Here is a 23394-nt window from a genome sequence, read left to right as displayed (position 1 = left end):
TTCGAGGTACAGTCATGGCCGACATTCAAGACATTATCCAGGATCAGGTAAGTAAGCACCCCATCACCCTCTACATGAAGGGCAATCCGCGGGCGCCGCAGTGTGGCTTTTCCGCCCGCGCAGTGCAGCTCCTGCAGCAGGCGGGCGTGAAAGAGCTCTTCACCGTCGACGTGCTCGCTGACCCGCAGATCCGCGACGGTATCAAGAAATTCTCCAACTGGCCGACCATTCCGCAGCTCTATATCAATGGTGAATTCGTGGGTGGCTCCGACATCATGACCGACCTGTTCCAGCAGGGCGAGCTGCAGAAGCTGGTCAGCAAGGTCCAGGGCTGACGCAACACCGTGGACAAGCTGCTCCTGCGTGGTAATGGCCCCCTGCGTGGTGAGTTGCGGATCTCGGGGGCCAAAAATGCTGCCCTGCCGTGCCTGGCAGCGAGCATCCTGGCGCGGGAGCCGGTTGGCCTGCGCAACATTCCGCACCTGCGCGACGTCACCACCACTCTCGAGCTTCTGAGTTGTCTGGGCGCTCGGGTACTGGTGGACGAGCAGCTGGGGGTGGAGATCGATCCGCGCAGCGTGCATTCCCTGGTGGCACCCTACGAACTGGTGAAGACGATGCGCGCCTCGATCCTGGTACTCGGGCCGTTGCTCGCTCGGTACGGAAGCGCCGAGGTCAGTCTGCCCGGCGGCTGTGCCATCGGCAGCCGTCCCGTCACCGTGCACCTCAACGGTCTGCAGGCCCTGGGCGCGGAGATTCGCCTGGAGGATGGCTTCGTCAAGGCGCGGGCGCAGCGACTCCGTGGGGCCTCCATCGTGATGGAAATGGTTTCCGTGACCGGCACTGAAAACCTGCTGATGGCCGCGACTCTGGCGGAAGGTCATACGCGCATCGAAAATGCCGCGCGCGAGCCGGAGGTAGTGGATCTGGCGCGCATGCTCACTGCCATGGGGGCTCGAATCAGCGGTGCCGGGACCTCGGTGATCGAGGTGGAGGGAGTGGATTCCCTGCACGGCTGCGAGCACCAGATCCTCCCCGATCGCATTGAAACCGGTACCTATCTCGTCGCAGCGGCCATGACCGGAGGCGATGTCTTTTTGCGACGTACCGATCCGCGTCTGCTTGACAGCGTCTTGGCCAAGCTACGCGAGGCGGGCGCGGAACTACAGGAAGACGGCGATGGCATTCGTCTGCGTATGCAGCAGCGACCACGCGCCGTAGACATTCGCACCGCCCCCTATCCCGCCTTTCCGACCGATATGCAGGCGCAGTTCATGGCCCTGGATGCCATCGCCGAAGGTAGCGCAAAGATCACCGAAACCATCTTCGAAAACCGCTTCATGCACGTTTCCGAGCTACAGCGTCTGGGGGCGCATATCGACAGCGACGGCAAGACGGCGGTGGTACGCGGTGTGCCCCGCCTGCAGGGAGCGCCGGTCATGGCTACCGATCTGCGCGCCTCGGCCTGTCTCGTTCTGGCCGGTCTGGTTGCCGAAGGCGAGACCCTCATCGATCGCATCTATCATCTCGATCGCGGCTACGAGGTGATCGAAGAAAAGCTGGGCGCCCTGGGGGCAGATATTCGACGGGTACGAAATCAGAGCGGAAAGGCGGCATGAACGACAGTCTCACCATTGCCCTGTCCAAGGGGCGCATTCTCGAAGAGAGCATTCCACTCTTTGCCGCGGCCGGTATCGAGCTGGCCGAAGACCCCGACAAGTCGCGTAAGCTGATCCTGCCGAGTACTGATCCGCAGGTGCGCTTTCTCGTGATCCGCGCCAGCGACGTTCCCACCTATGTCAGTTGGGGCGCGGCCGACCTCGGTATTGCCGGCAAGGATGTGCTCCTCGAGCAGGAGAATCTCGCCCTCTACGAACCTCTCGACCTGCGCATTGGCGTCTGCCGCATGTCGGTAGCGGAGCCTGCCGCCTTGGCTGCGGGTGACCGACCGGAAAGCTGGGAACGCGTCCGCATCGCCACCAAATATCCGAAAATCACCAAGCGCTTCTTTCAGGCGCGCGGTATCCAGACGGAAATCATCAAGCTCTATGGCAGCATGGAATTGGCGCCGCTGGTGGGTCTGGCAGACCGCATCGTCGATCTGGTCTCCACCGGACGCACTCTGCGGGAAAATGGCCTCGTCGAGGTGGAGGAGATCATGCCGATCTCCAGCCGCCTGGTAGTCAACCCGGCAGCCATGAAACGCAAGGGTAAGGCCATCGAGGATCTCATTCGCAAACTGGAAGCGGAGATTGGGCAATGAAGCGTCTCGACACCCGGCAAGAGGATTTTGCAGCGACCTTTGCCGCTCTGCACGGCTGGGAGGCCAGCGGAGATCAGCAGGTGGAAGAACGGGTGCGGGAGATCCTGCAGGCCGTGCGCAAACGCGGCAATGCCGCGCTGCTGGAGTATACCGCCCGCTTCGATCGCCTGGAGCTGGCCGACGCTGCGGCCCTGGAAATCCCACTGGGCGATTGCGCCGCTGCCCTGGCGGCCTTGCCAGCAAAGGGGCGCGCTGCTCTGCAGGCCGCCGCCGAGCGGATTCGGGAGTATCACCAGCAGCAGCTCGTGCCGAGCTGGGAAATCACCGATGCCTTCGGCAATCAGCTCGGCCAGCGGGTTCTGCCTCTGCAGCGGGTCGGGATCTATGTGCCAGGGGGCAAGGCGGCCTATCCCAGCTCGGTACTGATGAACGCCCTGCCCGCCAAAGTGGCCGGGGTGCAAGAAATCATCATGACCGTGCCCACCCCAGGCGGGGAGGTCAATCCCTGGGTCTTGGCTGCCGCTGCCGTAGCCGGGGTCGATCGCGTCTTTCGCGTCGGTGGCGCGCAGGCCGTAGCCGCCCTCGCCTATGGTACCGAGTCGGTGCCGGCAGTCGACAAGATCGTCGGCCCTGGCAACATCTACGTGGCTACCGCCAAGCGAATGGTCTTTGGCAAGGTCGGCATCGACATGATTGCCGGCCCGAGTGAAATCCTGGTGCTCAGTGACGGCTCGGCACCCGCCGAATGGCTGGCCTGGGATCTGCTGTCGCAGGCAGAGCATGATGAGATCGCCCAGAGCATCTTCATCACCTGGGACGCCGCCCACCTGGAGGCGGTGGCCAGCGCCGTCGACAAGGCCCTGACGGAACTCGATCGTGCCCCCATCGCCCGCACGAGTTGGCAGAATCGCGGGGCCCTGATCCTTGCCCGCGATGCGTTGGAGGCCTGCACCCTGGCCAATCAGGTGGCACCAGAACATCTGGAACTGGCCGTAGAGGAACCGCGGGCCCTGCTGCCGCAAATTACCAATGCCGGCGCGATCTTCCTGGGCATCCATACCTGCGAGGCCCTTGGGGACTATGTGGCCGGCCCCAATCATGTGCTGCCTACCGGCGGCAGTGCCCGCTTTTCATCGCCCTTGGGGGTCTATGACTTCATCAAGCGTACAAGCCTGATTGAAGCCAGTCCCGCGGGAGTGACCGAGTTAGCGAGCCTCGCCAAGACCCTGGCCGAGGCCGAGGGTTTGACGGCGCATGCGCGTTCGGCCGCAGCACGGATTCAGAGCGGCCAATGAGCACAAGATCCCTGCAGGAACAACTACTGCGTCCGGCGCTACTCGCAAGCCACGCCTATGCGGTTGCCGAGAGCGCGGGCTTGATCAAGCTCGATGCCATGGAAAATCCCTACGGCCTGCCCGACAGCCTGCGCAGCGCCTGGCTGGAAAACCTGCGGGAGGCCGAGCTCAACCGCTATCCCACGCCGCGCCCGACGGAATTGTTGCATGCCCTGGCCGAGCACGGGGGTATCCCGGCGGGCATGGAGCTCATGCTCGGCAATGGTTCCGATGAGCTGATCCAGATTCTGATCAGTGCCGTAGCCGGTGCCGGACGACCGATCCTGGCCGTCGATCCATGCTTCGTTATGTATCGTGTCATCGCCGAACAGCAGGGACTCGTCTATCACTCCGTGCCCCTGGATGACAACTTTCAGTTGGATCTCCCAGCCTTTCTGGACGAGATGGCGCGCCGCAACCCGGCCATTGTCTTCCTCGATTGGCCGAACAACCCCAGCGGACAGATGCACCCCGTGGAAAGCCTGGAAGCCATCTGTGCCGGGGCGCCCGGCCTAGTGGTGGTCGACGAGGCCTATCACGCCTTCAGCGAGGAGAGCTTTGCCGGACATCTCGGACGCTGGCCGAATCTGCTGCTTCTGCGCACCCTCTCCAAAGAGGGGCTGGCCGGGCTGCGTCTGGGCTATCTCGCTGGCCCGAAGGCCTGGATTCGGGAACTCGACAAGCTGCGTCTGCCCTATAACATCAACATCCTCACGCAAAAGAGCATCGCCTTCGCCCTGCAGCACGCCGAAGTCTTGGCTTTGCAGGCGGCAGAGATCCGCGCCCAGCGCGAGGTCGTCCTGCAGCGCCTACAGGAGCTGGGCGTGCAAGTCTGGCCCAGCCGCGCCAATTTCCTGCTCTTTGCCGTACCCGGTCGCGCCGCTGCCATCCACTCGGGACTGAAAGAGGCCGGGGTACTGATCAAGGCCTTTACAGGACATCCCCGCCTCGGTGACTATTTGCGTGTGAGCATCGGCACACCCACCGAAAATCGCACATTTCTTGCTGCCCTGGAAAAATTGCTATGAGCCGTGTTGCGGAAGTCCGTCGTGATACCCTCGAAACCCAGATCGCCGTGCGTCTGGACCTGGATGGCTCAGGTCAGGTCAAAATGCAGACCGGTCTGCCTTTTCTGGAGCACATGCTGCACCAGATCGCTCGCCACGGTCTCTTTGATCTGCAGATCGAGGCACACGGCGATCTTGCAATCGACGCGCACCATACCGTTGAGGATATCGGCATCACCCTGGGGCAGGCCTTTGCCCGGGCGGTGGGGGACAAGGCCGGCCTCACCCGCTATGGCCATGCCTATGTCCCCCTCGACGAAGCGCTATCAAGGGTAGTGGTAGATCTCTCCGGACGTCCAGGGCTGGTTTACGCGGTCGAGTTTCCCCGTGCCCAGATTGGCACTTTCGATGTCGACCTCTTGCATGAATTCTTTCAGGGCTTCGTCAATCATGCCCAGGTCACCCTGCATCTCGATGCCCTGCGCGGCAACAACGCCCACCACATTGCCGAGACCCTCTTCAAGGCCTGTGGCCGGGCGCTGCGCATGGCAGTCAGCGCCGATCCACGGGCTGGGGACAGCATTCCCAGCACCAAAGGGACCCTGAATCGATGAGTTATCGCAGTTCCGTCGGTATCGTTGACTATGGCATGGGGAATCTCTACTCGGTAGCCAAGGCGATTGAGCATCTGGGGGGCAAGGCAGTGATCAGCGCCAAACCCAACGAATTGGCCGCCTGCGATCGCCTCATCTTCCCCGGCGTAGGGGCCTTTGGTGATTGCATGGCGGCCCTGGAAGAACGTGAACTGGATGAATTTCTTCGCATTGCCGCGCAGAACCGGCCCTTTCTCGGCATCTGTCTGGGTATGCAGGCCTTGATGGAATCCAGCGTCGAACATGGTGAACACACCGGTCTCGGTATTTTGCCAGGCCAAGTCCTGCCCTTCCCTGAAGAGGCGCTGCAAACTCCGCAGGGACAGCCCCTGAAGGTTCCGCACATGGGCTGGAATCAGCTCCACCAGCTGGTACCCCATCCTCTCTTTGCCGGCGTCCCGCAGGATGCCCATTTCTATTTCGTGCATTCCTTCTATGTCGAGCCGGCGCATCCCGACCTACTCGCTGCCTTTGCCGACTACGGCTTTCCTTTCTGTGCAGCGATTGCCGCCGACAATCTCTTTGCCCTGCAGTGCCATCCGGAAAAGAGTGGCACCGCGGGCCTGCGCTTGCTGGGCAATTTTTTGGAATGGTCTGGCGAGTGCGGCAGCGGCTGCGAGATTGGGTAAAAATGGAGAGAAGAGCATGTTGTTGATACCTGCCATCGATCTCAAGGGCGGTCATTGCGTGCGGCTGCGGCAAGGGCGCATGGATGACGATACCGTCTTTTCCGAGGATCCTGTGGCTACCGCCCAGCGCTGGGTGGAGGCCGGGGCGCGGCGCCTGCACATCGTCGATCTCGACGGTGCCGTCAGTGGAGAACCGGTGCATGCCGAGATCATCGGGGAAATCTCCCGCACTTTCCCCGACCTGGAAATTCAGGTGGGCGGCGGCATCCGTAGCGAAGAGCAAATCGAACGCTACATCCTTGCCGGGGTAAACTTTGTCATCATCGGTACGCAGGCGGTCAAGGCGCCAGGTTTTGTTGCCGAGGCAGCGCTGGCCTTTCCCGGACATATCATTGTCGGCATCGATGCCCGCGATGGCAAGGTGGCCACCGAGGGCTGGTCCAAGCTCTCGCGGCATGACCCCATCGACCTCGCACAACACTTTGCCAACGATGGCGTCGAGGCCATTATCTACACCGACATCAGCCGCGACGGCATGCTGAGCGGCCCCAATATCGAGGCCACGGTTGCCTTGGCGCGCAGCATCCCAGTGCCGGTGATCGCCTCAGGAGGCATCGCCAACCTGGAGCAGGTGCTCGCGCTACAGGCCCATGAAGAAGACGGCATCCTCGGCGCCATCAGCGGGCGTGCCATCTATGAAGGCACCCTCGATTTTGCCAGTGCTCAGCGCCGCTTGGATGCAGGCCATGCTCAGTAAGCGCATCATTCCCTGCCTCGATATCGACCAGGGACGCGTGGTCAAAGGGGTGCAGTTTCTTTCCCTGCGCGATGCCGGCGATCCGGTCGAGACCGCTGCTCGCTACAACGCCGAGGGCGCCGACGAACTAACCTTCCTGGACATTTCTGCCAGCCACGAAGGGCGGCAGACCATGGCCGATGTGGTGGCGGCGGTCGCCGCCGAGGTCTTCATTCCCCTGACGGTGGGTGGTGGCGTGCGCAGCGTCGACGACGTCCGGACCCTACTACTGGCAGGGGCCGACAAGGTCAGCATCAACAGCGCGGCGGTCGCCAAGCCCGAGCTGGTGCAACAGGCGGCGCAGCGCTTTGGCAATTCCTGCATCGTAGTGGCCATCGATGCGCGCCGTAGTGGCGAGCACTGGGAGGTCTTTACCCATGGCGGACGCCGTCCCACTGGGCTCGATGCCATAGCCTGGGCCCAACGTATGGCCACCCTCGGTGCCGGCGAGATTCTGCTGACCAGCATGGATCGTGATGGCACCGGCGAAGGTTTCGACATCGAACTGACCCGCGCCGTGGCCGATGCCGTGCCCGTGCCGGTCATCGCCTCGGGTGGGGTAGGCAAGATCGAGGATTTTGCCGCCGGTATCGTGCACGGCCATGCCGATGCCGTGCTCGCTGCCAGTGTCTTCCATTTTGGCCAATTCCGCATTGCGGAAGTGAAAAATACCCTGGCGCTGCAGGGCATTCCCATGCGTCTGGATGCCTGATGCATCCGCGAAGCGCCCGTTTGCGTAGAGAAATTTATGGATAATCAGTACGAAAATCTGCTTGCTGCAGTGCACTGGAATGAGCAGGGCCTGGTTCCTGCCATTGCCCAGGATGCGCGCAGCGGACAGGTATTGATGCTCGCCTGGATGAATGCCGAGGCCCTGCGCCTGAGCCTTGCGGAGGGGCGTGGCATTTACTGGTCGCGCTCGCGTCAGGCCCTATGGCGCAAAGGCGAAAGTTCTGGGCATGTGCAGCATTTACAAAGCATTCATCTGGACTGTGATGGGGATACGCTGCTCTTGCGCGTACTGCAGGAGGGCGCTGCCTGTCACACTGGGGCCGTCACCTGTTTCTTTCGCGACGCTGGCGAAGAGGGTTGGCAGGACAGCAGCCCGCCCGGGGGCAGCGTGCTCGACACGCTGCAGGCCACCATTCAGCGCCGACGCCAGTCCGACCCAGGACAGTCCTACGTGGCCAAACTGCTCCATGGGGGCCGCGATCGGATCCTGAAAAAGGTGGGGGAAGAAGCGGCAGAATTCCTCATTGCCTGCAAGAATCCTGAGGCGCAACCGGTGCTTGGCGAGGCTGCGGACTTGCTGTTCCACCTCTTGGTGGCGCTGGAGGAACGAGATTTGCATATTGATGAGGTATTGGGCGAGCTGCAACGCCGCGAAGGGATGTCCGGTCTGGTCGAAAAGGCATCGCGCAAGTCGGCTTGACGCTGTTCCATTACTTGACTATGGTCAAAAGAGTATCGCCGCATCGTCCCGCATGGGAAGGAGATCAGTATGGGCGCTTTCAGTATCTGGCATTTGATTATCATCCTGTTGATCGTGGTAGCCCTCTTCGGCACTGCCAAGCTGCGTAACGTAGGCTCCGATCTGGGTTCGGCCATCAAGGGCTTCCGCTCTGCGGTCAAGGAAGAAGAGGAAAAAAAGAAAGAAAAAGAGGCTGCCATCGGGCATACCATCGAGGCCGAGGTCAGCCCGAAGACCGAACAGGAAAGTATTCACCACGGCTAAGCCATGTTTGATTTCAGTTTTGGCGAACTCGCTCTTCTCGCAGTCATTGCCCTATTGGTAGTCGGGCCGGAAAAATTGCCCGAGTTGGCGCGTACTGCGGGTAAATGGGTGGGCTACTTCCGGCGCACGGTGAACAACGTGCGCTCGGAAGTGGAACAGCAGTTGCTGCTCGACGAGATGCGTAAAGAGGCGGAGAAACTCAAGGGCTATGCCAATGAGCCACTGCAGGAAGTGGAAAAGTTCAAGGCGAGTATCGAGGAGCCTCTGTTGGCGACGGAGGAACCAAGTACGGTAAGTGCTGAGTCTGGTTCCGAGGTGGCAGAAGGCGAGCCAGAAGTGACGCTACCGTCCGGGAGCAGCGGTCCCTCCCGTCCTCAGGGTCAGATCCTGCACTGATGACCCTCCCCGGGGTACTGCTACCCCTGCCGACACCCTGATAGCCCCTGGAATTTCATGGCGAGTGCAGACAAACTGAACGAGTCCGCAGAAAATACCTTCATCGGCCATCTCCTGGAGCTGCGTCGCAGAGTGCTATTTGCGGTCATCGCACTCTTCGTGGGTTTCCTGGTCTCCTATCCCTTCGCCCAGCAGATCTATGGCATTCTTGCCCAACCATTGATTTCGGTCCTGCCCAAAGGCAGCCATCTGATCTACACCAGCTTGCCCGAGGTCTTTCTGACCTATGTGCAGCTATCGCTCATTTCCGGTTTTATTCTCGCCCTGCCGGTCATTCTGTACCAGTTCTGGGCCTTCGTCGCGCCGGGTCTCTATACCCACGAACGGCGAGTTTTTTTTCCGATTCTGTTCACTTCCCTCGCGTTATTCGTGGCGGGTATCGTTTTCGCGTATTTCGTTGTCTTTCCCAATGCCTTTCGCTTCTTTGCCAGCTTTTCCGGAAACGACATCAGCGCCATGCCCAAGGTCAGTAATTATCTGGCGCTGATCGTCAAGTTTTCCCTGGCCTTTGGCCTCGCCTTTCAGATTCCGATTCTGGTGGTGGTACTGGTACAGATCGGCGTTCTGCAGCTCGATACCCTGCGGCGTGGGCGGCGCTATGCCTTCCTCGTTTGCGCCATTGCCTCGGCCATCCTCAGTCCGCCGGATGTCATGTCGATGGTCCTACTGATGATCCCCATGTACATGCTGTTTGAAATGGGGCTGCTGTTTTCCGCCTATTTTGAACGTCGACGTGCCCGCATGGCTCGCCATGCGCCGGAAGAGGAGATCGACCCCGAGCGCGCCATGAAGGATGCCGAGGATAGTTTCCGCGACGACTAGCGCGAGACTTTTCCTTCCTCTGTGCTATGCTGCCCGAAAGATGCCCGAGGGAGGTGACCGATGGTGACCGAGATGCTGAGCATGAACACCAGTGACGTAGACGCCATTCTCGCTGCACGTCATCACGATCCCTTTGCCTTCCTCGGCCAACATCCTGTGGGCAACGGTTGGGTACAACGGGCCTACCTGCCCCATGCCCAACAGGCGGAGCTGTTGCCCAAACGCGGCAAGGCGCGTCCCATGCACTGCGTAGCCGCGGGCGGGATCTTCTTCTGCGAATCGAGCACGCGACTGGCGCAACCCTACCGCTTGCGTTGGCAGGATGGCGCCGGAAATTGGCACGAACAGCATGACCCGTACAGCTTCCAGCCGGTGCTCGGCGAGATGGACATCTACCTCTTCGGCGAGGGTCGCTGGCTGGATGCGTACCGTAGCCTGGGTGCGCATCGACGCCAATGCGAAGGGATCGACGGAGTTTTTTTCGCCGTCTGGGCGCCCAACGCCGAACGCGTCAGTGTGGTGGGCGATTTCAACGTCTGGGACGGTCGTATCCATCCCATGCGCGCGCGCGGCCAGAGTGGTCTCTGGGAGCTTTTCCTGCCGGGGCTCAGCGCGGGCGCTCTCTATAAGTTCGAGCTCCGTCATCGGGATACCGGCAATGTCTTCGTGAAGACCGACCCCTATGCCCAGAGCTTCGAAGCACGCCCGAAAACCGCTGCGCGCGTAGTCGAATCCCAACATCAGTGGCAAGACCAAGCGTGGCTGCAAGACCGCGCCGAGGCAGACTGGCAGGCAGCGCCCATGAGCATTTACGAGGTGCATCTCGGTTCCTGGCGGCGCCATGCCGATGGCAGCTTTTGCAGCTATAGCGAGATCGCCGCAGAACTGGTCGCCTACTGTAAGGAAATGGGCTTTACCCACCTGGAGCTGCTGCCCGTCATGGAGCATCCCCTGGATGAATCCTGGGGCTACCAGGTCAGTGGCTACTTTGCCCCCACCAGTCGTTTTGGCAGTCCAGACGAGTTCCGTGCCTTCGTCGACCATTGCCATCAGCAGGGCATCGGCGTGCTGCTCGACTGGGTACCCGGGCATTTTCCACGCGACGACTGGGGGCTGGCACGCTTCGACGGTACGGCCCTCTACGAGCACGCCGATCCGCGCGAAGGCGAGCACAAGGATTGGGGCACCTATATCTTCAATTTTGGGCGCAACGAGGTGCGCAACTTCCTCCTCAGCAATGCCCTCTACTGGGCTGAAGAGTTTCACATCGACGGCTTTCGCGTCGACGCCGTCGCCTCCCTGCTCTACCGCGATTACTCCCGCAAGGAGGGCGAATGGATCCCCAACCAGTATGGCGGACGGGAAAATCTGGAGGCGATCGACTTTCTGCGCGAGCTGCACGTCGCCCTGCACGAACGGCATCCGGGAATCCTGAGCATTGCCGAGGAATCCACCGCCTGGCCCATGGTCTCCCGCCCCACCTACCTCGGCGGTCTGGGATTCTCCATGAAGTGGAACATGGGCTGGATGCACGACACCCTGAGTTATCTGCAGCTCAATCCCATCCATCGCCAGTATCATCACGATGCCCTGACCTTCAGCCAGCTCTATGCCTACACGGAAAACTTCGTCCTGCCGCTCTCCCACGACGAAGTCGTACATGGCAAAGGTTCCCTCCTCGACAAGATGCCCGGTGATACCTGGCAGCGTTTCGCCAATTTGCGCCTGCTCTTCAGCTACCAGTTCGCCCATCCCGGCAAGAAACTCAATTTCATGGGCAACGAATTCGGCCAGGGTCGGGAATGGGATAGCGGTTCTGCCCTGGACTGGGGGCTATTGGACGTCGATTGGCACCGAGGTGTTCGGCAGATGTTTCGCGATCTGAATCGCCTGCACCAAGACATCGCCGCCTTGCATGAACAGGACTTTCAGCACGAAGGATTTCAGTGGATCGATTGCCACGACGCCCGGCAATCGGTTCTGAGCTTTCTGCGCTGGGACCGTAACGGCGATTTTGTGGTCGTCGTCTGCAACTTTACGCCCGTGCCGCGCGAGCAGTATCGCATTGGCGTACCTCGCGCCGGGACCTACCGAGAGATCTTCAATAGCGACGCCGCTGCCTACGGCGGCAGCAATATGGGCAATCCGCCGCAGGACAGTGAGGCATTGTCCTGGTCCGGGCTCCCGGCCAGCCTGTCGCTGACCCTGCCACCGCTGGCAGCGGTCTACCTGCGATGCGGTGACTGAGCCGTGCTCCTGCTCTACCTGATCATCGCCGTGGTCGCCGGTCTGGCAGAGCTCTTTACCGGTACCTTCTACCTCGCTGCGGTCGCCATCGCTGCCCTGATCGCCCTTCTCGCCGGTTTTTTCCTGCCACATATCACTCTGCACTGGGTCTTTCTTGGCAGCAGTGTGCTCCTCATTATCGCCAGTGCCTGGCTGCGCCATCGGCTGGCGCGCAAAGCCAGCGGCGTCGACGACCTCGATCTCGGCCAGGCGGTGGAGGTGCTCCGTGGTCCCGACGCCCAGGGCCGCTACCGGGTCCGCTATCGTGGCAGTGAGTGGCCGGCAGTACTGGAAGAAGGCAATACTGCCTGTCCCGGCGCCGCCGCGCTCATCGTCGCGCATGAGGGAAATCTTTTGCACATTGCCGTCGTTCCACCATCGTCCAGGGAGTCGCTATGCCTACCACCCTCCTCAGCATCGTCGTCGTCCTGATCGTCGTCTTTTTTGTACTGCGGGCCACGATTCGCGTTGTGCCACAACAACGCGCCTGGGTGGTCGAACGCCTGGGCCGCTATCACCTCACCCTGCAGCCCGGCCTCAATGTCATCGTTCCCTTCATCGACCGCATTGCCTATCGCTTCGATATGCGCGAGCTGCCCATGGAGGTGCCGGCCCAGGTCTGCATTTCCCTCGATAATACGACCATGACCGTCGACGGGGTGCTTTACGTGCAGATCACCGATGCCGTCAAGGCCGCCTATGGCTCCAGCAACCCCTTCACTGCCGTGGTGCAACTGGCGCAGACGAGCATGCGCTCGGAGATTGGCAAGCTGCATCTGGATGCCGCGCTTTCCTCGCGGCAACTCCTGAATGCGGCGGTGGCCGAGGCGGTGGATGAGGCGGCGCTGAATTGGGGTGTCAAGGTACTGCGCTACGAGATCAAGGACATCACCCCTCCAGCGGAAATCATTCGCGCCATGGAGCTGCAGATCACCGCCGACCGGGAAAAGCGCGCCATCATTGCCAAATCCGAAGGACAGCGGCAGCAACAGATCAATACCTCCGAAGGACAACGACAGCAGGAGATCAACGTCGCCGATGGGCGCAAGCAGGCGGAGGTCTTGCGCGCCGAGGGCGAGGCGCAGGCCATTGCGCTGGTGGCCGAAGCGACCGCCAAGGCGATTGCCACCATCGGCGCCGCCGCCCGCGAGCCGGGCGGTATCGAGGCCCTGCAGATGCAGCTCGCCAAGGATTACATCGAGAAATGGGGCAATCTGGCCAAGGCCAGCACCAACCTGGTGATCCCTGCCGATCTCGGCAACGTCGGTGCCCTGGTCTCCACAGCTCTTGCCATCGTGCAGAAAAACACTGGACCGGCGACCAATTCCGTGGGTGGCAATAATAGCTGAGGACCCGCTAACCCTCTTCGGGCACTTGCTAGGTTTCGTAGCGCACAGCAGGTGCGCCCCAGGCGGCAGCGTCCAGCCAAACATCGAAGCCGGCGCCCACTCGAGCGGCAGGGAGATCTTCCCCGACCCGCCAACGCTGGATGGCGGGAGCCTTAGCGGCACCGGTTATGACGAAGAACAGGGCGCGTGTCTGGCGCAATCTCGCAGCACTGAGAGAAACACGATCGGCGGGCGGTTTGGGGCTGTGGTGCACCGGCAGGACAGCCGGGGCATCGGGCGCGAAGCCCTGCTCCTGGCCGGGGAAGAGACTGGCGCAGTGACCATCCTCGCCCATTCCCAGTAGCACCAGATCAAAACGCTGCGCCGGGAGCAGGTGAGTGTAGGCGGTCGCTGCGGCCTCCGCACCCAACTCCGCAGGAATGGGATGATGTTGCCGGGTGGGAATCGGAGATTTTGCCAGGAGCGTGTCCTGTACCAGTCGCGAGTTCCGCTCCAGGTCGTCTGGCGCCAGACAGCGCTCGTCACCATAGTAGAGATGCCAATGCTGCCAGCTGGCGCCGAGACGTGGCAGGACTTCGTAAGCGGCCTTGGGGGTATGCCCACCGGCAAGGACCAGGTGAAAGGCTCCACGGGCGGCGATGGCCTCGACGGCCATGCGCGCGATGGCAGCCGCCAGACGTTCCGCGAGCTGGCCGGCGTCGGGATACAGATGCCAGACGGGGACGTTCATGCGACCGCGGTACCCAGCAAATGACCGATCAAGGTCGTGGCACCCAGAGACAGCGCACCCCAGATCAGCACGCGAATGGCCCCACGCCAGACCGATGCACCGCCAGCCCAGGCCGCCAGCCCCCCCAAGATGGCAAGCAAGACCAGGGTCAGGACATAAAGCACTGGCAGGAGTGCGACCGCTGGCGCCAGAAGAACCGCCAGGATCGGAAAGATGGCCCCCAGGGAAAAGGAGAGCGCAGAAGCCGCAGCGGCTTGCGCCGGCCGGGCAGCGGCCACCTCCGTCAACCCCAGTTCGTCACGGGCATGGGCGGCCAGGGCATCATGCTGCATCAACTGCGCCGCTACCTGGCGCGCGAGAGGCTCGTCCAGGCCGCGCTGCATGTAGATATGGGTGAGTTCCTGCAGTTCCAGCTCTGGATTTTTGTGAATCTCACGAGCCTCGATGGCAAGGTCGGCGGCCTGGGTATCGGCCTGGGAGCTGACAGAGACGTACTCCCCCGCCGCCATGGAGAATGCCCCAGCCACCCAAGCAGCCACCCCCGCAAGCAGCAGAGCGTGTGTGCCTGCCTGCCCAGCAGCGACACCGGTCAGCAGGGCCGCGGTGGACAGCAGACCATCATTGGCACCCAGCACACTGGCGCGCAACCAACCGATCTGGGTATGGTGATGATGCTCATGGTGATGCACCGGTTGCACCGCAGCATTGGTACTCATTGGCATGGATCCCTCGCTTGCTCTTTACAATTATCATAGTCAGACGCAGCGCTTGGGTCTACGGGCAGGCAGTGCTAGCCTAAGCGATGCTGACAGGAGAGAAAATGCGATGAGCGGCTTGGCAGATTTTGTTGGTAATACCCCGCTGTGCGAATTGCGGCGGCTGAGTCCCAATCCACGGGTGCGGATCTTTGGCAAACTGGAGGGAAACAACCCCGCCGGTTCGGTAAAGGATCGCCCCGCCCTCAACATGATCCGCTGCGCGCTGGAGCGGGGCATGATCCGGCCGGGAGACCGTCTGGTGGAAGCCACCAGTGGCAATACCGGCATCGCCCTGGCCATGGCGGCCTCTGTCGAGGGCCTGAAAATCACGCTGATCATGCCGGAAAACATGAGCATTGAGCGGCGGCAGGTGATGCGCGCCTTTGGTGCAGATATCGAGCTCACTCCAGCCGAGGCGAGCATGGAAGGGGCCATCGACCGTGCCCGCGCCATGGTCGACGCTGGCGAGGCGATCATGCTCGACCAGTTCTCCAACCCCGACAATCCTGACGCGCATGCGCGGACGACGGGTCCGGAAATCTGGCGCGACAGCCGTGGGCAGATCACCCATTTCGTCTCGGCGATGGGGACGACCGGCACCATCATGGGTACCAGTCGTTACCTGCGCCAAGTCCACCCAGCCATACAGATTGTCGGGGTGCAGCCTGCCGCCGGCGCCAAGATCCCAGGGATCCGGCGTTGGCCCAAGGAGTACGTGCCCAAGATCTACCAACCCGAATTGGTCGATCAGGTCATCGATATCGGCACGGAGGAGGCGGAGGAAATGACCCGCCGACTGGCACGCGAGGAGGGCATCCTGGCGGGCATCTCCTCCGGCGGCGCGGTTGCTGCCGCCTTGCGGGTAGCCGAGACTCTGGAGCAGGGCTTTCTGGTGGCGATCATCTGCGATCGCGGCGACCGTTATCTGTCCACCGGGGTCTTTCCCGCTTAGGAATGATCGGTCCGGCGCCGGCCACGGTCCTGGAAATCCGCGCGGCGAGCCTGAGCGGCCCGCAGTTGCAGCTGCATAATTTGCAGATTCAGGCGCAGGGGACGAGTCCTCATGACCTGCACTGGCAAATCCAAACTCGCGCCGAGCAGGGTTCCAGTCCCATGCACTGGGAGACCTTGCAGGCGCAGGGGCGACTGCATTCCCACTCCGGAATCGACGAACTGCAGGTGCAGGCAAGCGTTCAGGCCAGTCCCCTGGGAAACCTGCAGGTACGCGGCCAGGGAACTGTCGGCAAAAGCGGCGGGCAACTGCGACTTCAACTCCAGGGCCAACAGATCGGCGTCTGGCACGGTTGGTGGCGAAGTGCAGCGCAAGGGAGCTGGTCAGCCCGTCTCACAGGAGGGGGCAATGCCCAGTACCTGTTACAAACGGTACTCCCGAAAGTCTGGCATCCCCAAGGGACGTTACGGGCACAACTCACTGCGCGGGGAGTAAACTGGACCAGGCTGCACGAGGCAGCCCTGCAGGCCTCCCTCAACAGGCTGCAGTTCAGCAGTCCCAGCGGGCTGCAAGCGGCCCAGGACGGCGTCTTGCATCTACGTACCCAGATCGGGCAGCGAAAGGGCATCTGGCGGGGGCAATCCACCTTGCAGTGGCGCGCTGGCGCGGCGCTCTGGAGTCCATGGTACGTGAGCGCACCCGCCGCAGGAGTCACACTGCGAGGAAACTGGCAATATGGAACGCAGGGCTGGCGGATAGCAGAAGCCACGCTGCGCTGGCCGGAGATGGGGCAGGCACGCTTTTCTGTGGTGGCCAGCGCCAGCGCTGCAGCGCCAGAGTTTCACTTGCAGGAAGCGACTTTGGCAGTGCAGCCATTATGGCAAACCTGGCTGCGTCCAATACTCCCGAATAGCGGTTTGGCCCATCGACTCGAGGCAAGTGGCATACTGAAGATTTCCGGGAGCTATGCCGCTGGCCTCGACAAGCTGCGCTGGCAGCTCGAGGATGGCAGCCTGCGCGATCCGCAGGGCCAATTCACCCTGCAAGACCTGCGCTCCAACGGCACCTGGCAACGGCAGGGAGGCGAGTCCGAGGCCGAACTGCGGTGGCTCTATGGTGGCTTTTATGGTATCCCGTTCGGGCCCCTCGATGCCCAGTTTCTGCTACGCAGCCATGTCGCCGAACTGCGTGCACCAGTCGCGCTTTCCGTGTTGGGTGGTCGCGTCCATATTCAGCACTTGCAGGCCAGCTGGCGGGACGGTTCGCCCAGCTTCGTTCTCGGTGGCGGGGTCGATCACATTCAGCTGGGTTCTCTCACCCGCACTTTTGGCTGGCCGCACTTCACCGGCACCCTTGATGCCGAGATTCCGCAATTGCGCTATCAGCAGGGCGCTCTCAGCACCAGCAGCGTGATGCGTGCCCATGCCTTTGGGGGCGAGATCAGCATCGACGGACTCTCCGTGACGGGTCTCTTTACCCCCGCTCCCCTCCTGCAGACCAGCATTCGTCTGCAAAATTTGCAACTCAAACCGCTCACCGACGTCTTTCCGGTGGGTTACATCAGCGGCGTGCTCGATGGCAGCATCCAGCATGTCACGCTGCTGGATTGGCAGCCGGTGGCCTTTGATGCGCGCATCGCGACCCGTCGCACCTCCGGTATCCCGCAAAAAATCAGTGCTGCCGCCATCGAAAAGCTGACCAAACTGGGAGGCGGTGGCATCAGCAGCTTTTTCCAGAATATCTTCTTGCGGTTTTTTCATACGTTTTCTTATGCCAAACTGGGCTTCGGGGTAGATTTGCGAGATGGAGTCGCGACCTTATCGGGGGTAGCCAATACCGAAGATGGTGGATTTTATCTGCTCCGGGGCCAGGGACTGCCGCAGGTGAACATCATCGGCTACAATCGGCGCAGTAACTGGCAGGAGCTGCTCAGCCGCCTGCACGCCGTCATGGAAGGTAAGGCCCAGGTTGCCACAGGAGACTAACGGGTGAACGCTTATCGATTTCGACACGGCCTTCGGGTCCTTCTCGTTCTGGGTCTTTCTCTGACCCTGGCGGCTTGCGTGACGGTCAACATCTATTTTCCGGCTGCTGCTGCACAAAAGCTGGCGGATCAGGTCGTCGACCAGGTCTACCACGCCGCCCAGCAAGGGCGGGTGGACATCCAGACCGAGCCCCAGACCAAGGCCACCGCGCCGGCGGCTTCGGCAGCGCCCAGTGCCTGGCAGCAGCCGCAGGAACGGCATCCCGGTCAAATTCTCGGGTATTTGACCAATGTCGCGTTCCGTTCTGTCAGCAGTACAGCGCATGCAGCCGCCAATCTGGATGCCTCCAGCCCTGCCGTGATTGCCGCCAAGGCCAACGTCGAAAATCAGGCGCGCAATTTGGGTCCGTACTTTGCCAGTGGCGCCATTGGCTACACCAGTAATGGACTCGTCGCCATCCACGATGCCGCGGCGGTGCCTCTGGCGCAGCGCGGCGCGCTGGCGGGACTGGTGGCAGGCTACAACTCTGCCCTGCAAAATCTTTATGCGCAGATTGCTGATGCCAACGGCCATCCCGAATGGGCCAGTCAGATTCAGGATAGCTTTGCCCGTGCCTGGATCGCAAAGGCCCCCGCAGGCTACTGGTACCAAGGCCCCAGTGGTCAGTGGCAACGCAAGTAACGTCCTCTTTTTCCGCTCATGACTCGTCCCAAGCCCATACGCGGCACAGCGCCCTGTACTCTGCGGATTGACTCCCTGGATGGGGAGGGGGTGGGCGTTGCTCGGGCCGACGGCAAAGTCACTTTCGTCGCCGGTGCCCTGCCAGGGGAAGAGATCGTAGCGCAGGTCTACGAAGGCACTCCGCGTTACGATCGTGCCCGCTTGCTGGAGGTGCAGCGGGCCGCATCACAACGGGTGACGCCTCGCTGCCCCCATGCCGGAGTCTGCGGCGGCTGCAGCCTGCAACACCTGGAAGCGTCGGCACAGATAGCGGTCAAACAACGGCATCTGGAAGAACAACTCTGGCAGATCGGCAAGGTGCGGCCGGAGCGCATTCTGCCACCCATTGCCGGGCCGAGCTTCGGCTATCGCCGCAAGGCTCGTCTCTCGGTCCGGGTGCCGGCCACGCGCGGGGTATTGGTGGGCTTTCGCGAATACCATTCCAGCTATGTGGCAGAAATGGAGAGCTGCGCGGTACTTGATCCCCGAGTGGGAGAACGGATTCTCGACCTGCGCGCGCTGATCGCGCGCTTGCACAACCCGCGCATCATTCCGCAAATCGAGGTGGCTTGCAGTGACGAAGTTGCAGCACTGGTGTTTCGCCATCTGGAGGCGCTGCCCCCCACGGATGAGGAATTGCTCCGCCTCTTTGGACAGACCCATAACCTGCAGATCTGGTTGCAGAGTGCGGGACCCGATAGCCTGCGTTGCATCAGCGAGAGCGATCCCCAGGCATTGTTCTACGACTTGCCGGAATATGACGTCCGCCTCGCCTTCTCTCCTCTCGTCTTCACCCAGGTCAACGCCAGCATCAATCCGGTCCTCGTCCACCGCGCCCTGGCGCTGCTCGATCCCCAAGTGGGGGAGCACATTGCCGATCTTTTCTGCGGTCTGGGGAATTTTACCCTGCCCATCGCGCGCGCCGGGGCGAAGGTTCTGGGGATCGAGGGAGAGCGTCGCCTGACGGCCTTGGGCAGCGCCAACGCGGCAGCCAATGGCCTGGCGGAGCGAGTGGAATTTCGCTGCGCAGACCTTGCCCAGGAGAGTCTCGATGAAGTGCTGGCCGGACACCCGGTGCGCAAACTTCTTATCGATCCTCCGCGCAGCGGCGCCATCGAGATCCTCAAGGGCATCGGTCCCACCATCGAACGTTTGGTCTATGTGTCCTGCAATCCGGATACCCTCGCTCGGGATGCCGGATATCTGGTGCAGCAGCTTGGCTTTCGTTTGCGCTGCGCAGGCGTCGTCAACATGTTTCCGCATACCGCCCATGTCGAGTCCGTCGCCCTCTTTACCCGCTGAGGCGCCTGCGCACTGGCTCTGGGTGCAGCCGGCCCGGCAGCGTCTGCTGGAGCTGCGCGGCAGTGCAGTGTCGGCAGAGTGGCCCGTATCCACCGCTCGCGCCGGTCTCGGCGAGGAGATCGGCAGCGGCAAGACCCCGCGCGGTTGGCATTATGTGCGCGCCCGCGTCGGCGCAGGGCTGCCGGCAGACGCGGTGCTGCGCGGGCGGCGCTGGCAAGGCGAGCGCTGGCAACCTGGCGCCACCCTGACCGACCCGATTCTTGCCCGCCTGCTCTGGCTCTGTGGCCTGGAACGGGGACGCAACCGGGGCGGTCAAGTCGATACCTTTCGCCGCTATATCTACCTGCATGGCACGGCAGACGTCGAACATCTGGGCCAAGCCGTTTCGGCGGGCTGCATCCGCCTCGATCCCGCTGCCATCATCGATCTTTTTTCTCGCTCCCCCGCGGGCCTACCCGTGCTCATTGCTGACACCTTCGGGTCATACCCCCGGCCGAACAGGAGAACCTGAATGGCACGTTTTCGCTTTCCCCATTTTCAGCGCGCGGTCAATGTTTTCAATCCGCATCTCTTCGAAAATCTCTCTCTGGCCGCCTTTCTCGCCTGGGTAGGCCTTGGTTCCGACGCCCTATCCTCCTCGGCCTACGGCCCACCGGAAATCTATTATGCCCTGCACGGTCATGAATATTTGTCGGTAGTCCTCGCGATAGCCATTCCGGTTACGGTATTCATCATTGCGGCGGGTTACAAACAGGTCATTGCCCTCTTCCCCGAGGGTGGTGGCGGGTATCACACCGCCACTACCCTGCTCGGGCCCCTGGCTGGTTTGGTCAGCGGCGCCGCACTGATTGTCGACTACATCCTCACCGCCGCCATCTCGGTGGCCTCCGGTACCGAGGCAGTGCTCAGCATCCTGCCCGCGAGCTGGTACCAGGAGCGCATATTACTGGATCTGCTGGTGCTGCTGTTCCTGATCTTCCTCAATTTGCGCGGCATGAAGGAGTCGATCAAGATTCTCTTGCCGATCTTTGTCGGCTTCCTGATCAGCAACGGGATCATCCTGGCCTGGGGCCTGCTCAGCCATGCCGGCGACTTTCCCCACATTGCGCTGGCAACCGTCCATGGGGTGCAACAGGACAGCATGAGCTATGGCTGGATCTTCATCATTGCCCTGTTACTGCGCGCGTTCAGTCTGGGCGGTGGCACCTATACGGGTCTGGAAGCCGTCGCCAACGGCGTGCACATCATGCGCGAGCCGCGGGTACAGACCGGCCAGCGGACCATGACCCTGCTGGCCACCTCGCTGTCGCTGGTTGCCGGCAGCCTGATATTTCTCTATCTGCTCTACCACGCCGAGGCCCGCGCCGGGGAAACCCTGAATGCCGCGCTGTTCCACAGCATCACCGCCAACTGGCAGGGCTTTGGCATCCATTGGGGCAATTGGGCCACCCTGCTCGCCCTGCTGACCGAGGGACTGCTTCTCTTCATTGCTGCCAATACCGGTATCATCACCGCTCCCATCGTCATGGCCAACATGGCCGTCGATCGCTGGTTACCGGAGCGATTTTCCTATCTCTCCGACCAGTTCGTCTCGCGCAATGGCATCCTGCTCGTCGGCTTCGCGTCGATTGCCATTCTTCTGGCCACCCAAGGCCATGTGCGCATCCTGGTGGTGCTCTACAGTATCAACGTGTTCATTACCTTCACCTTGACCATGGCGGGCCTCAGTCGCCACTGGTTTGCCCAGCGCAAGGGCAACAAGCCATGGCTGGGCAAACTGATCATCAGCGTACTCGGCCTGATTGTCACCGGTTCCATTCTGGTCATCACCGTCTTTGAAAAATTCGACGCCGGCGGCTGGTTTACCCTGCTCATCACCAGCGTGGTAATTTTGCTCGGTTATTTCATTTATCGTCATTATCGTTCCATCAGCAAACGTACCCGCGAGCTGGACGAAACCATGCTCGACGTCGTCCCGGAAAACATGGAACCCGGACCGGCGCTGCCCCTCGACCCACGCGCCAGTACGGCAGTATTCTTCGTGAGCCGATTCGATGGCGTCGGCCTGCATACCCTGCTCACCGCGCACCGCATGGTCAAGGGCTTTGTCAAAAACTATGTGTTCCTGCTGGCGGGCATCGTCGGTCAGGGCGAGTTCAAAGGCATGGAGGCGGTCGAGCAACTCAAGGTGTACACCGAAGCCGAAGCCAATCAATACATCGCCTACTGTCGCGCGCAGGGCATGGCGGCCACCTGGTTTGCCACCTATGGCACCGACCGCATTCAGGCCATGGAAGATCTCGCCAGTGCGGCAATCCGCTATTTTCCCAATAGCATCTTTTTTGCCGGACGGGTCATCGACTCCAGTCAGAACAGTGCATTGTGGAGCATCCTGCACGATGAAGTGTCGTTCATCATCCAGGATCGTCTCCAGAAAGATGGTTTCAGCATGATGATCGTCCCCGTCCATGTGCACGGCATGCCCAACAAACTCCCCTCCATTTCCCTGCCTATCGAGATGCCGCCGGATATGGAACTGATACAACCGGAAAAAAAGGGGGAGGAAAATGCCAAATCCAGCTGAACTCCCCCTTGGCCCCCTGATGATCGACATCCCCGGCCCAACCCTTGGAGCGGAGGATCGCGAGCGACTGCTGCATCCAACGGTGGGTGGCGTCATCCTCTTTGCGCGCAACTGTGTCAGCCATAGCCAGGTGCGGGAACTCTGCGACGAGATTCACGCCCTGCGCCAGCCGGCGCTCCTCGTCGCCATCGATCAGGAAGGGGGGCGAGTGCAACGCCTGCGCGATGGTGTCACGCGTTTTCCGCCCCAGGCCAGCCTCGGACTCGTAGCCGATCGCGAGGGACTGGATCGGGCCCGCACGCTTGCGGAAATCTGGGGCGAGCTGTTGGGATACGAACTCCGACAATTGGGCATCGACATCGACTTCACGCCGTGTATCGATCTTGCCTCCGGTGTCTCTGCTGTGATCGGCGATCGTGCCTTGCACAGCGATCCGCACATTGTTGGTGAGCTGGCAAGCCATCTCTGGCAGGGGATGGACCGTCAGGGCTTGACCGGTGTAGCCAAACATTTTCCCGGTCACGGTGGTGTGGCAGCAGATTCCCATCATGAGCTTCCCATCGACCCCCGCCCGCCAGAGGCGTTGGCAAGCGATCTGCGTCCCTTCCGGCGCCTGGTCGCGGCCGGTATTCCCGCCATCATGCCGGCGCATGTGCGCTATTCTGCCGTGGATGAGGCCCCGGCCGGATACTCGTCCTACTGGCTGCGCGCGGTATTGCGCGGTGATCTCGGTTTTACCGGAGTCATTGTCAGCGACGATCTCAGCATGGCGGGTGCCCTCGCGGTCGGCGCGATCAGCGAGCGCGTCGATACTGCCCTCGCCGCCGGTTGCGAGATGCTGCTGATCTGCAATGATGCGGCCACCGCCAATCAGGCCATGCAACACTGTCTGACCTGCGCTTTACCGGCGTCGCGCCTCGGTGTTTTGCGCGGTCAGGAAGGCCAGCTCGATCCCGAGCGCTACGCCACTTACCGTGCCGAGATCGACAAGCTCCGGGAGCGCAGCAGCAAGCCCTTGTAATTCCTCTGTCAG

General features: G+C 61.6%; 25 protein-coding genes. 23 read left to right on the top strand and 2 right to left on the bottom strand.

Translation table 11 applies throughout. The features are described from left to right. Positions 1 to 14: 14 nt before the first annotated feature. The 16 genes from grxD to MQE22_RS02175 all read left to right on the top strand — a co-directional run bounded on the left by grxD (position 15) and on the right by MQE22_RS02175 (position 13330). Complete coding sequence (grxD, locus tag MQE22_RS02250) at positions 15 to 335, top strand: Grx4 family monothiol glutaredoxin (protein WP_215871531.1); 321 nt, start codon at positions 15 to 17, stop codon at positions 333 to 335. Positions 336 to 344: 9 nt separating this feature from the next. Continuing rightward, the gene (murA, locus tag MQE22_RS02245) at positions 345 to 1619 is read left to right on the top strand and encodes a UDP-N-acetylglucosamine 1-carboxyvinyltransferase (protein WP_215871532.1); all 1275 of its coding nucleotides are present in this window, start codon (positions 345 to 347) and stop codon (positions 1617 to 1619) included. Next, positions 1616 to 2263 (top strand): ATP phosphoribosyltransferase, encoded by a 648-nt coding sequence (hisG, locus tag MQE22_RS02240; RefSeq protein WP_215871533.1) that lies wholly within the window; start codon positions 1616 to 1618, stop codon positions 2261 to 2263. The genes murA and hisG overlap by 4 nt, the downstream gene beginning before the upstream one ends. Further along, positions 2260 to 3558, top strand: a complete 1299-nt coding sequence (gene hisD, locus MQE22_RS02235) for a histidinol dehydrogenase (RefSeq protein WP_215871534.1) — start codon at positions 2260 to 2262, stop codon at positions 3556 to 3558. Before hisG ends, hisD begins: the two co-directional genes overlap by 4 nt. After that, on the top strand, positions 3555 to 4625 hold the full coding sequence (gene hisC / locus MQE22_RS02230) for a histidinol-phosphate transaminase (RefSeq protein WP_215871535.1): 1071 nt from the start codon (positions 3555 to 3557) through the stop codon (positions 4623 to 4625). Before hisD ends, hisC begins: the two co-directional genes overlap by 4 nt. Next, positions 4622 to 5218: an imidazoleglycerol-phosphate dehydratase HisB gene (gene hisB, locus MQE22_RS02225; protein ID WP_215871536.1), complete on the top strand. Its 597-nt coding sequence runs from the start codon at positions 4622 to 4624 to the stop codon at positions 5216 to 5218. Before hisC ends, hisB begins: the two co-directional genes overlap by 4 nt. Next, positions 5215 to 5886: an imidazole glycerol phosphate synthase subunit HisH gene (hisH, locus tag MQE22_RS02220; RefSeq protein WP_215871537.1), complete on the top strand. Its 672-nt coding sequence runs from the start codon at positions 5215 to 5217 to the stop codon at positions 5884 to 5886. Before hisB ends, hisH begins: the two co-directional genes overlap by 4 nt. 16 nt (positions 5887 to 5902) lie before the next feature. Next, complete coding sequence (hisA, locus tag MQE22_RS02215; RefSeq protein WP_215871538.1) at positions 5903 to 6643, top strand: 1-(5-phosphoribosyl)-5-[(5-phosphoribosylamino)methylideneamino]imidazole-4-carboxamide isomerase; 741 nt, start codon at positions 5903 to 5905, stop codon at positions 6641 to 6643. Further along, on the top strand, positions 6633 to 7394 hold the full coding sequence (gene hisF / locus MQE22_RS02210) for an imidazole glycerol phosphate synthase subunit HisF (protein ID WP_215871539.1): 762 nt from the start codon (positions 6633 to 6635) through the stop codon (positions 7392 to 7394). Before hisA ends, hisF begins: the two co-directional genes overlap by 11 nt. Before the next feature lie 36 nt (positions 7395 to 7430). After that, a complete protein-coding gene (gene hisIE / locus MQE22_RS02205) occupies positions 7431 to 8114 on the top strand; it encodes a bifunctional phosphoribosyl-AMP cyclohydrolase/phosphoribosyl-ATP diphosphatase HisIE (RefSeq protein WP_215871540.1) in 684 nt (227 codons plus the stop codon). Positions 8115 to 8183: 69 nt separating this feature from the next. Next, positions 8184 to 8417 (top strand): Sec-independent protein translocase subunit TatA, encoded by a 234-nt coding sequence (gene tatA, locus MQE22_RS02200; protein WP_215871541.1) that lies wholly within the window; start codon positions 8184 to 8186, stop codon positions 8415 to 8417. A gap of 3 nt (positions 8418 to 8420) precedes the next feature. Continuing rightward, a complete protein-coding gene (gene tatB, locus MQE22_RS02195; protein WP_215871542.1) occupies positions 8421 to 8813 on the top strand; it encodes a Sec-independent protein translocase protein TatB in 393 nt (130 codons plus the stop codon). A gap of 57 nt (positions 8814 to 8870) precedes the next feature. Beyond that, entirely contained in the window at positions 8871 to 9695 is an 825-nt protein-coding gene (gene tatC / locus MQE22_RS02190) for a twin-arginine translocase subunit TatC (protein ID WP_226827530.1), read from the top strand. Between the two features lie 60 nt (positions 9696 to 9755). After that, the gene (gene glgB / locus MQE22_RS02185) at positions 9756 to 11942 is read left to right on the top strand and encodes a 1,4-alpha-glucan branching protein GlgB (RefSeq protein ID WP_215871543.1); all 2187 of its coding nucleotides are present in this window, start codon (positions 9756 to 9758) and stop codon (positions 11940 to 11942) included. 3 nt (positions 11943 to 11945) lie between these two features. Then, positions 11946 to 12413 (top strand): NfeD family protein, encoded by a 468-nt coding sequence (locus MQE22_RS02180; RefSeq protein WP_215871544.1) that lies wholly within the window; start codon positions 11946 to 11948, stop codon positions 12411 to 12413. Further along, positions 12377 to 13330: an SPFH domain-containing protein gene (locus MQE22_RS02175; RefSeq protein WP_215871545.1), complete on the top strand. Its 954-nt coding sequence runs from the start codon at positions 12377 to 12379 to the stop codon at positions 13328 to 13330. Before MQE22_RS02180 ends, MQE22_RS02175 begins: the two co-directional genes overlap by 37 nt. A 28-nt stretch (positions 13331 to 13358) precedes the next feature. Here the strand turns inward: MQE22_RS02175 and pgl are convergent, their stop codons facing one another. Both pgl and MQE22_RS02165 read right to left on the bottom strand, forming a co-directional pair. Continuing rightward, positions 13359 to 14060: a 6-phosphogluconolactonase gene (pgl, locus tag MQE22_RS02170; protein WP_215871546.1), complete on the bottom strand. Its 702-nt coding sequence runs from the start codon at positions 14058 to 14060 to the stop codon at positions 13359 to 13361. Next, positions 14057 to 14776: a VIT1/CCC1 transporter family protein gene (locus MQE22_RS02165; RefSeq protein WP_215871547.1), complete on the bottom strand. Its 720-nt coding sequence runs from the start codon at positions 14774 to 14776 to the stop codon at positions 14057 to 14059. Before MQE22_RS02165 ends, pgl begins: the two co-directional genes overlap by 4 nt. A 109-nt stretch (positions 14777 to 14885) precedes the next feature. On the opposite strand from MQE22_RS02165, the gene cysM reads away from it, so the two are divergent. The 7 genes from cysM to nagZ are packed head-to-tail and all read left to right on the top strand — an operon-like array spanning position 14886 to position 23382. Next, positions 14886 to 15770, top strand: coding sequence for a cysteine synthase CysM (gene cysM / locus MQE22_RS02160; protein ID WP_215871548.1), 885 nt, complete (start codon positions 14886 to 14888; stop codon positions 15768 to 15770). Positions 15771 to 15772: 2 nt separating this feature from the next. After that, complete coding sequence (locus MQE22_RS02155) at positions 15773 to 17755, top strand: hypothetical protein (RefSeq protein WP_215871549.1); 1983 nt, start codon at positions 15773 to 15775, stop codon at positions 17753 to 17755. 3 nt (positions 17756 to 17758) lie between these two features. Then, positions 17759 to 18436 carry a DUF1318 domain-containing protein gene (locus MQE22_RS02150; RefSeq protein WP_215871550.1) on the top strand — a complete coding sequence of 226 codons (678 nt, stop codon included), beginning with the start codon at positions 17759 to 17761 and terminating at the stop codon, positions 18434 to 18436. 18 nt (positions 18437 to 18454) lie between these two features. Then, positions 18455 to 19777, top strand: a complete 1323-nt coding sequence (gene rlmD / locus MQE22_RS02145) for a 23S rRNA (uracil(1939)-C(5))-methyltransferase RlmD (protein ID WP_215871551.1) — start codon at positions 18455 to 18457, stop codon at positions 19775 to 19777. Further along, positions 19746 to 20288 carry a L,D-transpeptidase gene (locus tag MQE22_RS02140; protein WP_215871552.1) on the top strand — a complete coding sequence of 181 codons (543 nt, stop codon included), beginning with the start codon at positions 19746 to 19748 and terminating at the stop codon, positions 20286 to 20288. The genes rlmD and MQE22_RS02140 overlap by 32 nt, the downstream gene beginning before the upstream one ends. Beyond that, on the top strand, positions 20289 to 22361 hold the full coding sequence (locus MQE22_RS02135; RefSeq protein WP_215871553.1) for an APC family permease: 2073 nt from the start codon (positions 20289 to 20291) through the stop codon (positions 22359 to 22361). Continuing rightward, positions 22345 to 23382, top strand: a complete 1038-nt coding sequence (nagZ, locus tag MQE22_RS02130) for a beta-N-acetylhexosaminidase (protein WP_226827534.1) — start codon at positions 22345 to 22347, stop codon at positions 23380 to 23382. The genes MQE22_RS02135 and nagZ overlap by 17 nt, the downstream gene beginning before the upstream one ends. Positions 23383 to 23394: the final 12 nt, after the last annotated feature.

Source organism: Acidithiobacillus sp. YTS05, assembly GCF_024396695.1.
Taxonomy (GTDB): Bacteria; Pseudomonadota; Gammaproteobacteria; order Acidithiobacillales; family Acidithiobacillaceae; genus Igneacidithiobacillus; species Igneacidithiobacillus copahuensis.
The sequence above is the reverse complement of the archived record's forward strand: the minus strand, read 5'-3'. Positions and strand labels throughout refer to the sequence as shown.

Excerpts from the sequence above, each read along its gene's own strand:
- hisD (WP_215871534.1), top strand. The coding sequence starts at position 2,260 with ATGAAGCGTCTCGACACCCGGCAAGAGGATTTTGCAGCGACCTTTGCC.
- MQE22_RS02175 (WP_215871545.1), top strand. The coding sequence starts at position 12,377 with ATGCCTACCACCCTCCTCAGCATCGTCGTCGTCCTGATCGTCGTCTTT.
- hisH (WP_215871537.1), top strand. The coding sequence starts at position 5,215 with ATGAGTTATCGCAGTTCCGTCGGTATCGTTGACTATGGCATGGGGAAT.
- pgl (WP_215871546.1), bottom strand. The coding sequence starts at position 14,060 with ATGAACGTCCCCGTCTGGCATCTGTATCCCGACGCCGGCCAGCTCGCG.
- MQE22_RS02155 (WP_215871549.1), top strand. The coding sequence starts at position 15,773 with ATGATCGGTCCGGCGCCGGCCACGGTCCTGGAAATCCGCGCGGCGAGC.
- hisC (WP_215871535.1), top strand. The coding sequence starts at position 3,555 with ATGAGCACAAGATCCCTGCAGGAACAACTACTGCGTCCGGCGCTACTC.
- nagZ (WP_226827534.1), top strand. The coding sequence starts at position 22,345 with ATGCCAAATCCAGCTGAACTCCCCCTTGGCCCCCTGATGATCGACATC.
- tatB (WP_215871542.1), top strand. The coding sequence starts at position 8,421 with ATGTTTGATTTCAGTTTTGGCGAACTCGCTCTTCTCGCAGTCATTGCC.
- tatA (WP_215871541.1), top strand. The coding sequence starts at position 8,184 with ATGGGCGCTTTCAGTATCTGGCATTTGATTATCATCCTGTTGATCGTG.
- cysM (WP_215871548.1), top strand. The coding sequence starts at position 14,886 with ATGAGCGGCTTGGCAGATTTTGTTGGTAATACCCCGCTGTGCGAATTG.
- hisA (WP_215871538.1), top strand. The coding sequence starts at position 5,903 with ATGTTGTTGATACCTGCCATCGATCTCAAGGGCGGTCATTGCGTGCGG.
- grxD (WP_215871531.1), top strand. The coding sequence starts at position 15 with ATGGCCGACATTCAAGACATTATCCAGGATCAGGTAAGTAAGCACCCC.
- MQE22_RS02165 (WP_215871547.1), bottom strand. The coding sequence starts at position 14,776 with ATGAGTACCAATGCTGCGGTGCAACCGGTGCATCACCATGAGCATCAT.
- glgB (WP_215871543.1), top strand. The coding sequence starts at position 9,756 with ATGGTGACCGAGATGCTGAGCATGAACACCAGTGACGTAGACGCCATT.
- rlmD (WP_215871551.1), top strand. The coding sequence starts at position 18,455 with ATGACTCGTCCCAAGCCCATACGCGGCACAGCGCCCTGTACTCTGCGG.
- hisF (WP_215871539.1), top strand. The coding sequence starts at position 6,633 with ATGCTCAGTAAGCGCATCATTCCCTGCCTCGATATCGACCAGGGACGC.
- hisIE (WP_215871540.1), top strand. The coding sequence starts at position 7,431 with ATGGATAATCAGTACGAAAATCTGCTTGCTGCAGTGCACTGGAATGAG.
- tatC (WP_226827530.1), top strand. The coding sequence starts at position 8,871 with ATGGCGAGTGCAGACAAACTGAACGAGTCCGCAGAAAATACCTTCATC.
- hisG (WP_215871533.1), top strand. The coding sequence starts at position 1,616 with ATGAACGACAGTCTCACCATTGCCCTGTCCAAGGGGCGCATTCTCGAA.
- MQE22_RS02135 (WP_215871553.1), top strand. The coding sequence starts at position 20,289 with ATGGCACGTTTTCGCTTTCCCCATTTTCAGCGCGCGGTCAATGTTTTC.
- hisB (WP_215871536.1), top strand. The coding sequence starts at position 4,622 with ATGAGCCGTGTTGCGGAAGTCCGTCGTGATACCCTCGAAACCCAGATC.
- MQE22_RS02140 (WP_215871552.1), top strand. The coding sequence starts at position 19,746 with ATGTCGAGTCCGTCGCCCTCTTTACCCGCTGAGGCGCCTGCGCACTGG.